The sequence below is a fragment of the Halobacillus sp. BBL2006 genome (assembly GCF_000786645.1).
Taxonomy (GTDB): Bacteria; Bacillota; Bacilli; order Bacillales; family Halobacillaceae; genus Halobacillus.
In genome coordinates this window covers 1-5,846 of record NZ_JRNX01000267.1, presented here as the reverse complement: position 1 = coordinate 5,846, position 5,846 = coordinate 1, and the positions used below count along the sequence as shown (strand labels likewise).

Below are 5,846 nucleotides of genomic sequence, written 5' to 3'. Positions count from 1 at the left end.
AAAAGCCACCCTTGAAGGTAAGAATAAGTTTCTAGGATTTTGGTTTTTCCTAGGCGGAGAAACTGTACTATTCGCAAGTTTATTTGGTACGTACCTTGCGTTGAATGGTTCGACACAAGGAGAAAATACACCTGAGCACTTGTTCGGCTTGGAGCTCGTTTTCTTAATGACCATGCTTCTATTAACAAGTTCCCTAACTAGTGTGTATGCGATGTATCATATGAAGAACAATGATTTCGGTAAAATGCAGACGTGGTTAGCCATCACTGTACTTTTAGGTATAGGTTTCCTTGGATGCGAGCTTTATGAGTTCTTTCACTATATCCATGAATATGAATTCACATTCCGATCTTCTGCATTTGGTTCAGCCTTTTACACATTAGTTGGTTTCCACGGGGGACACGTGTTGTTCGGGCTATTATGGATCACTACATTGATGATCCGAAACCAAAAACGCGGGTTGAATCTTTATAACGCACCGAAGTTTTATATCGCGAGTCTTTACTGGCACTTCATCGACGTTGTATGGGTATTCATCTTTACTGTCGTTTACCTTATGGGAAAGGTGGGTTAATCAATGGCCAACAGCAATTCAAAGCCAGCTCATCAGGCACAGTATGAACGTAAGCAGCACAGAGAAGAAATGAAGCAGCAAGTGATTAGTTTTGTGCTTATGATTTTGTTTACACTCGTAGCATTTGCAATGGTGATTTTTGAAGTGAATTCTTACTTCATTATCCCGACATTAATTATCCTTGCCGTTGTCCAAGTGGCATTCCAGCTTTATTATTTCATGCACATGAAAAATAAAGGACATGATATGCCGGCCTTAATGCTTTACGGGGGAGCAGCCGTTGCTTTCTTAACGATTGTTACGTTCACATCCATCATCTGGTGGTAAGGCTCGTAGGGCATCGAAAAGCGGTAGATTAATCACGAATTAATCTATAGGAAACTTAGTAATGGAAAAAGACCGGGTTACCGGTCTTTTTCTTATGTAAACAAAAGATATGACCAAATTATGAACAATAAACAATTTCTCGAACCTATACTCGTTTTTTTTCGTAAAATTCGTTAAAATAAAGAAGTGAATAAACTTTCTGAGGTGAGACACCTATGTGGTTAGAACTGCAAATATTTGGATTTCGGGCTTTATGGAGTCCTCTATACTTATTGTTCATTTTATTACTCTCCGCAGGGTATTTTTATATAACTGGACCAGGAAGAGAGAAAGGCGCTGATAAGCCTACCTATCTCCAACAGTCCATGTTCTATTTGAGTATGCTGCTTCTTTATGCAATTAAAGGGTCACCCATCGATCTAATCGGACATATCATGTTTACTGCTCATATGACACAAATGGCTTTATACTACCTGCTGTTTCCGATCTTAGTTATTAAAGGAATTCCTTTTTGGATTTGGAAAAAGTTATATGAGATGAAAGGGCTTCACCCAATCTTTAAACTTGGTACGAAACCCTTGTTGTCCTTGCTTTTGTTTAATGGATTTTTCTCTATGTATCATATGCCGGCAATCTTTGACTTCACGAAATCTAACGAATGGGCACATGCTATTACTACAACGGTAATATTAGTTACTGCTTTCTTTATGTGGCTTTCAGTATTCCCACCGCTTAAAGAAATGGATCGTCTTAGTCCAATATTGAAGATTGGCTTCATCTTCGCTAATGGAGTATTAATCACTCCAGCTTGTGGATTGATCATATTCGCTGGATCACCTATTTATGAAACATACTCTCAATCAGGTGCCTGGATACAAGCGATGAGTCTGTGTGTGCCTGCTGACGTATTAAACAGTCTCTCACAAAACCTCAGCAGTGGACCGAATACCTTTGCACCTATTCCTCTGATTGAGGATCAGCAACTAGGTGGAATCATTATGAAGATTACACAGGAAATCATTTTCGGTTCTGTGATTGCGTATATCTTTTTCAGTTGGTTTAACCGTGAAAGGGAGACAATTGACCCAATCCCTAATCATTTACAAAGTGAATCTTAATAAGTAAGGGAGGCCTAACTAATGGTCGGCCTCTCTTTTTATATTGAAAAACATATAAGTGTTTTGAGAAGAGGTGTCATTATGCCATTATTGCCAACTTTAAGCACGACTTTCATTGTACTAAGTGCTATACTCGTTGCTATTGGATGGGGCTTAATTGTAAAAAACAAGAGGAAGGCTCATAAAGGAGTCATGATTGCAGCAGCGATCAGTGCCTTGACATTTTTCATCATTTATTTAAGCCGTACTATCTTTGTAGGAAATACGAGTTTCGGCGGTCCAGATGAGATTAAGATTTATTACACCATTTTTCTTATCTTTCATATCTTCTTAGCGACGGTAGGAGCAGTCTTTGGAGTCGTTACTTTGACTTTTGCCTTTAAACGAAAAATAAAGAAACATCGAAAAATCGGCCCTGTTACAAGTATCATTTGGTTTTTTACAGCCATTACAGGTGTAGCTGTATACTTGCTCCTTTACATCATCTATGACGGTGGTACAACCACAAGCATGATAAAAGCTATATTAGGGACATAATCGACTTTTTCAGCAACGATTCGTAAAAAAACGACTTCGTTGCTGTTTTTTAGGCATAATATTGTTTAGGGTTGGGGAAGAACAGGAATATAGGTCAGTATGGATAGGATAATATACATAAGAAAGGGATGTTTAAAGATATGGAACTGAAGACCGACCGTTTGCACATGATCCCCATTACCATAGACTTATCTCAAATGTTAATGAAAAACTCCCTGGCATTTTATTATAAGTATCAATTGCCGTGGAATAAGAATTGGCCGCACGATGGGTTGAAAGCACTGTTGCCTATCTACGTAGAAAAACTGGAAAATGATGAAAGTGAACTTGGATTCGGTCCATGGATTATGATGGACATCGCAGGCGAGCATGTTGTTGGAGATATTGGATTTAAAGGAAAGCCAAATGAAGAGGGTACGATAGAAATCGGTTATCATGTCGTTGCATCAGAACGCAATCAAGGTTATGCTTCTGAAGCCGTTGATCACCTTTGCAGCTGGGCATTTACTCAACCAGACGTGAAAGGGATAGAAGCACAATGCGATAAAGGCAATATCGCTTCACAAAAGGTCTTGATTAATAATGGCTTTAACCATACAGGTAGAAATCGGGACATATTGATGTTCAAAAAGGAAAAGTCGGCTCATAAGTCTAAGGATCATTTTAAAGAGGTATAAAAAAACCTGAAGCATTGCTTCAGGTTTTTTTTATATCTTTAAGTTCCATTTAATAATTCCCGCTTCTTTTGCAGAGTTAAATGCGATAACAACTAAAGGTCCAAGGATAAATCCAGCAAGTCCAATCAACTGTAGCCCTAAATACATAGCAATCAGGGTAGCAAGAGGGGATAAGCCGATATGACGTCCCATTACCTTAGGCTCTACGGTTCTTCGAATTGCCAATAGAATAATGGCAAGCAAAGCGAGCTTCGTGCCCATTTCAATTTCACCAATAATGAGCATATAGATGGACCAGGGTCCCAGGATGACGATGGAGCCAATGATCGGGATAAAGTCAATTATCCAAATCAATATGGACATGATGATTGCGACTTCGGGTGCAATCCACAACAGGCCTGCAAGCGAAACGACGAAGATAACGATGCTGACAAGGAATTGTGCTTTTAGAAAGCCGAAGACGACGTAAGATAAACGAGCGTTCATGAATTTGACTTTCTCAGAAGTTGCTTCAGTAAAGTTCGCATGCATCTTATCCTTTAATCTTGGTAATTCAAGCATGAATAGAAATAAAGCAATTAAATAGACGAGCAAGCTTACAAGATACTCAGGAATTTTCGCTGCTGCCGCTGCGATATTGGCAAGCTGAAGTTTCTCTGAAATGGCGGCGGTCGTTTTGTCTAGGGTGTTCATCAATTCGCTTGCAACTTTATCTACAAATTCTTTCGGCATGCTTTGTGTAAAACTGTTCATATTGTTTTGCCAGTTCAACAGAACATTGTTAATTTGATTAATGTATTCTGGAGCGTTATCTGCCAGTTCAATGATCTGTGCCACAGATCGGGTTATTGCATATGTACCTAATAGCCCTAGGAAAAGGACGAACAATAGGAACACGACGGTAACAGCCATCTTACGATTGATTCGGAAACGAAACTGAAGCCAGCGAACCGAGGGGTTCAGAAATAGAGCTGTAACGAATGCAAAAATTAAGGGAATAGAAACAGGCAGAATAAAGTAACAGACGATGATGAATAGCAGAGATAGCAAGATGATAATCCATTGTTTTTTGGTCAGGTATTTAAACAATTTATGTATGTATCTCCTTTCCCTTAATGAAAAAAACTTTCACGGCATTTTTGAAAAAAAGCCGCTCATCATATGAAATGATGTGCGACTCCTTTCGATGTTACCGGACATCTGTGTCAAGCGTAATAAATGAATTTTTACTTGCGTTGATCCGGATTGCTGGATAGTTCTTTCATTTTTTCTAGTACTTCCTGGTTCTGATTTTCTTCAGCCCATCTTGTCAGTCTCTCAAGCACGACGTGTTCAGGGACTTGGTTATGGTATTTCTTCGCAGGCTCGACCACTTTTTGGACCAAACCTTTCGCTTTCTGGATGATGCCAGTAGAGAAGCCTTCCTGTTCACCATACTCAACACCGTGCGGATAATAATGGCGGCCTAATAAAGGTGGAAGCAGACGGATAACCGCATCCCCTTTATCGACGTCACCTTCTACCGCGTAACCTTGAATACGGATATAATAAGTAATGTTCTTTTCTGGAGCATTCAATTTGTAGTCATAGGTTACTCGTTCATAATCCCAAGAACCACCCAAGATGAATCCGTTTCTTTCCATCAGATCAGTCAATGGTCGGAAATCAACCATTAGTCCATCTATACCAGTGCCTTCTAATTTCATTACTTCCACCTCACAAATTGTTATGTATCTTCATTAATTTTAGTATGAAACAGCTCAACTTGCAATTGCATCAATTGTCCCAGCCAGTTTACTCATTAATATAGGCTTTTGCCACTTTATTATACTATAAAAGGCTATCGCTTGCATGTAATAAATTTTATAAAAAGGGGACACTAACTACTGATATTGAATTACTTAAAGGAGGATCTTTCATGAAAAGCGTAAAAGACATTATGACTAGTGATGTTTCTGTATGTCGTACAGATGACTGTCTTTCTGATGCGGCTTCTATGATGAAGCAAAAGAATGTAGGTGCGATTCCGGTTTGTGATGATCAAGGTAACTTAATGGGAATGGTTACTGACCGTGACCTCGTCATTCGTGGTTATGCTGATAAGAAGCCTGAATCAACACCAATTCAGCAAGTGATGAGTGATCATTTGTACAGCTGTACTCCGGACTGCTCAACACAAGAGGCAAGCCAAATCATGGCTCAACACCAAGTTCGCCGTTTGCCTGTTGTTGAAAACGGAAAACTGACAGGAATCATTTCCTTAGGTGATTTGTCTGTAGATGAAATGTCAGACCATGCCGCTGGCGTTGCATTACAGGATATTTCTGAACGTCCAGAACTTCATTAAGTGATTCGATCTTAGACCCGTACGCTGATACGGGTCTATTTTTGTACATAAAAATTCATAGCATCCTAAGTCTGGGCTTATAATTACAATAAGAAACGATGGGTGGTGAGAGTGGTGTGAAAAAATATGCAGCTTTCTTAATTGTTGCTATAGTGATTTCAATTGGAAGTATGCTCTGGAAAGAGACTCAAAAGCACGAGCCCGTTGATAAAGGACAAGTCGTAGAAGAGACGTTCGCTATAGAAGAAGAGAGGCAAGCCGCAAAA

8 protein-coding genes are annotated in these 5,846 nt (G+C 39.4%); 6 read left to right on the top strand and 2 right to left on the bottom strand.

Features of this window, described 5'->3' with window-relative positions; all coding sequences use genetic code 11:
* The 5 genes from LD39_RS08970 to LD39_RS08950 form a co-directional block, all read left to right on the top strand.
* Positions 1-574 (top strand): cytochrome (ubi)quinol oxidase subunit III (locus LD39_RS08970; RefSeq protein ID WP_035545383.1); only part of this gene is annotated, 574 nt, incomplete at its 5' end.
* A 3-nt stretch (positions 575-577) separates the two neighbouring features.
* Positions 578-901, top strand: a complete 324-nt coding sequence (gene ctaF, locus LD39_RS08965) for a cytochrome c oxidase subunit IVB (protein WP_035545381.1) — start codon at positions 578-580, stop codon at positions 899-901.
* 215 nt (positions 902-1,116) lie between these two features.
* Entirely contained in the window at positions 1,117-2,019 is a 903-nt protein-coding gene (gene ctaG, locus LD39_RS08960; protein WP_035545380.1) for a cytochrome c oxidase assembly factor CtaG, read from the top strand.
* 81 nt (positions 2,020-2,100) lie between these two features.
* Positions 2,101-2,556: a DUF420 domain-containing protein gene (locus LD39_RS08955; RefSeq protein WP_035545387.1), complete on the top strand. Its 456-nt coding sequence runs from the start codon at positions 2,101-2,103 to the stop codon at positions 2,554-2,556.
* Positions 2,557-2,696: 140 nt separating this feature from the next.
* Entirely contained in the window at positions 2,697-3,233 is a 537-nt protein-coding gene (locus LD39_RS08950; protein WP_035545378.1) for a GNAT family N-acetyltransferase, read from the top strand.
* A 30-nt stretch (positions 3,234-3,263) separates the two neighbouring features.
* On the opposite strand, the gene ytvI is transcribed toward LD39_RS08950, so the two are convergent.
* Both ytvI and LD39_RS08940 read right to left on the bottom strand, forming a co-directional pair.
* Entirely contained in the window at positions 3,264-4,322 is a 1,059-nt protein-coding gene (gene ytvI / locus LD39_RS08945) for a sporulation integral membrane protein YtvI (protein WP_035545377.1), read from the bottom strand.
* A gap of 137 nt (positions 4,323-4,459) precedes the next feature.
* Positions 4,460-4,939 (bottom strand): YugN family protein, encoded by a 480-nt coding sequence (locus LD39_RS08940; protein WP_035545376.1) that lies wholly within the window; start codon positions 4,937-4,939, stop codon positions 4,460-4,462.
* 212 nt (positions 4,940-5,151) lie between these two features.
* Here LD39_RS08940 and LD39_RS08935 point away from each other — a divergent pair, with 212 nt between their 5' ends.
* Positions 5,152-5,580, top strand: a complete 429-nt coding sequence (locus LD39_RS08935; protein ID WP_035545374.1) for a CBS domain-containing protein — start codon at positions 5,152-5,154, stop codon at positions 5,578-5,580.
* Positions 5,581-5,846 lie beyond the last annotated feature (266 nt).

Coding starts and splice junctions, on each gene's coding strand:
- ctaF (WP_035545381.1), top strand. CDS start 578: ATGGCCAACAGCAATTCAAAGCCAGCTCATCAGGCACAGTATGAACGT.
- ctaG (WP_035545380.1), top strand. CDS start 1,117: ATGTGGTTAGAACTGCAAATATTTGGATTTCGGGCTTTATGGAGTCCT.
- LD39_RS08955 (WP_035545387.1), top strand. CDS start 2,101: ATGCCATTATTGCCAACTTTAAGCACGACTTTCATTGTACTAAGTGCT.
- LD39_RS08950 (WP_035545378.1), top strand. CDS start 2,697: ATGGAACTGAAGACCGACCGTTTGCACATGATCCCCATTACCATAGAC.
- LD39_RS08940 (WP_035545376.1), bottom strand. CDS start 4,939: ATGAAATTAGAAGGCACTGGTATAGATGGACTAATGGTTGATTTCCGA.
- LD39_RS08935 (WP_035545374.1), top strand. CDS start 5,152: ATGAAAAGCGTAAAAGACATTATGACTAGTGATGTTTCTGTATGTCGT.